Genomic DNA, 514 nt, shown 5'->3' with positions numbered 1-514 from the left:
TAAAATTAGGTAAACCGCAGCGTCACGCCAAGTAGATAAACCAATCATAGATACCATTGATTCAACCACACCGATTAAAATACCACCTAACATGGCACCAGGAATTGATCCGATACCACCTAAAACAGCGGCTACGAAAGCTTTAATACCTGGTGTTAGTCCCATAGTTGGCGAAATAGAATTATAGTAGATACCAACTAATACGCCACCAGCACCAGCTAAAGCCGATCCAATAGCGAACGTAAAGGAAATGACATTATCTACTGAAATCCCCATTAAACGCGCTGCATCAGCATCTACAGATACTGCACGCATCCCTTGACCCATTTTTGTTTGACGAACAGTGTATTGTAAGGCAATCATCAAGATAATCGTTACAATGAAGATCACTACTTGTTGTGTTGAGATCGTAAATAAACCTAAATCTAATGATAAGTTTGGTAATGATGTAGGGAAGGCACGTACTTCTGGTCCTACATAGTAGATCATAAAGTTTTGTAATAGGTAAGATACT

Annotated in this window: 1 protein-coding gene; it reads right to left on the bottom strand. The window is 39.3% G+C overall.

All coding sequences use genetic code 11. The features are described from left to right. Positions 1 to 514, bottom strand: a 514-nt coding sequence (locus tag ACRCJ0_RS19345) for a branched-chain amino acid ABC transporter permease (RefSeq protein ID WP_431391848.1), incomplete at both ends; no start/stop codon positions are given.

The organism is Aerococcus sp. L_32 (assembly GCF_050689315.1).
The sequence above is the reverse complement of the archived record's forward strand: the minus strand, read 5'-3'. Positions and strand labels throughout refer to the sequence as shown.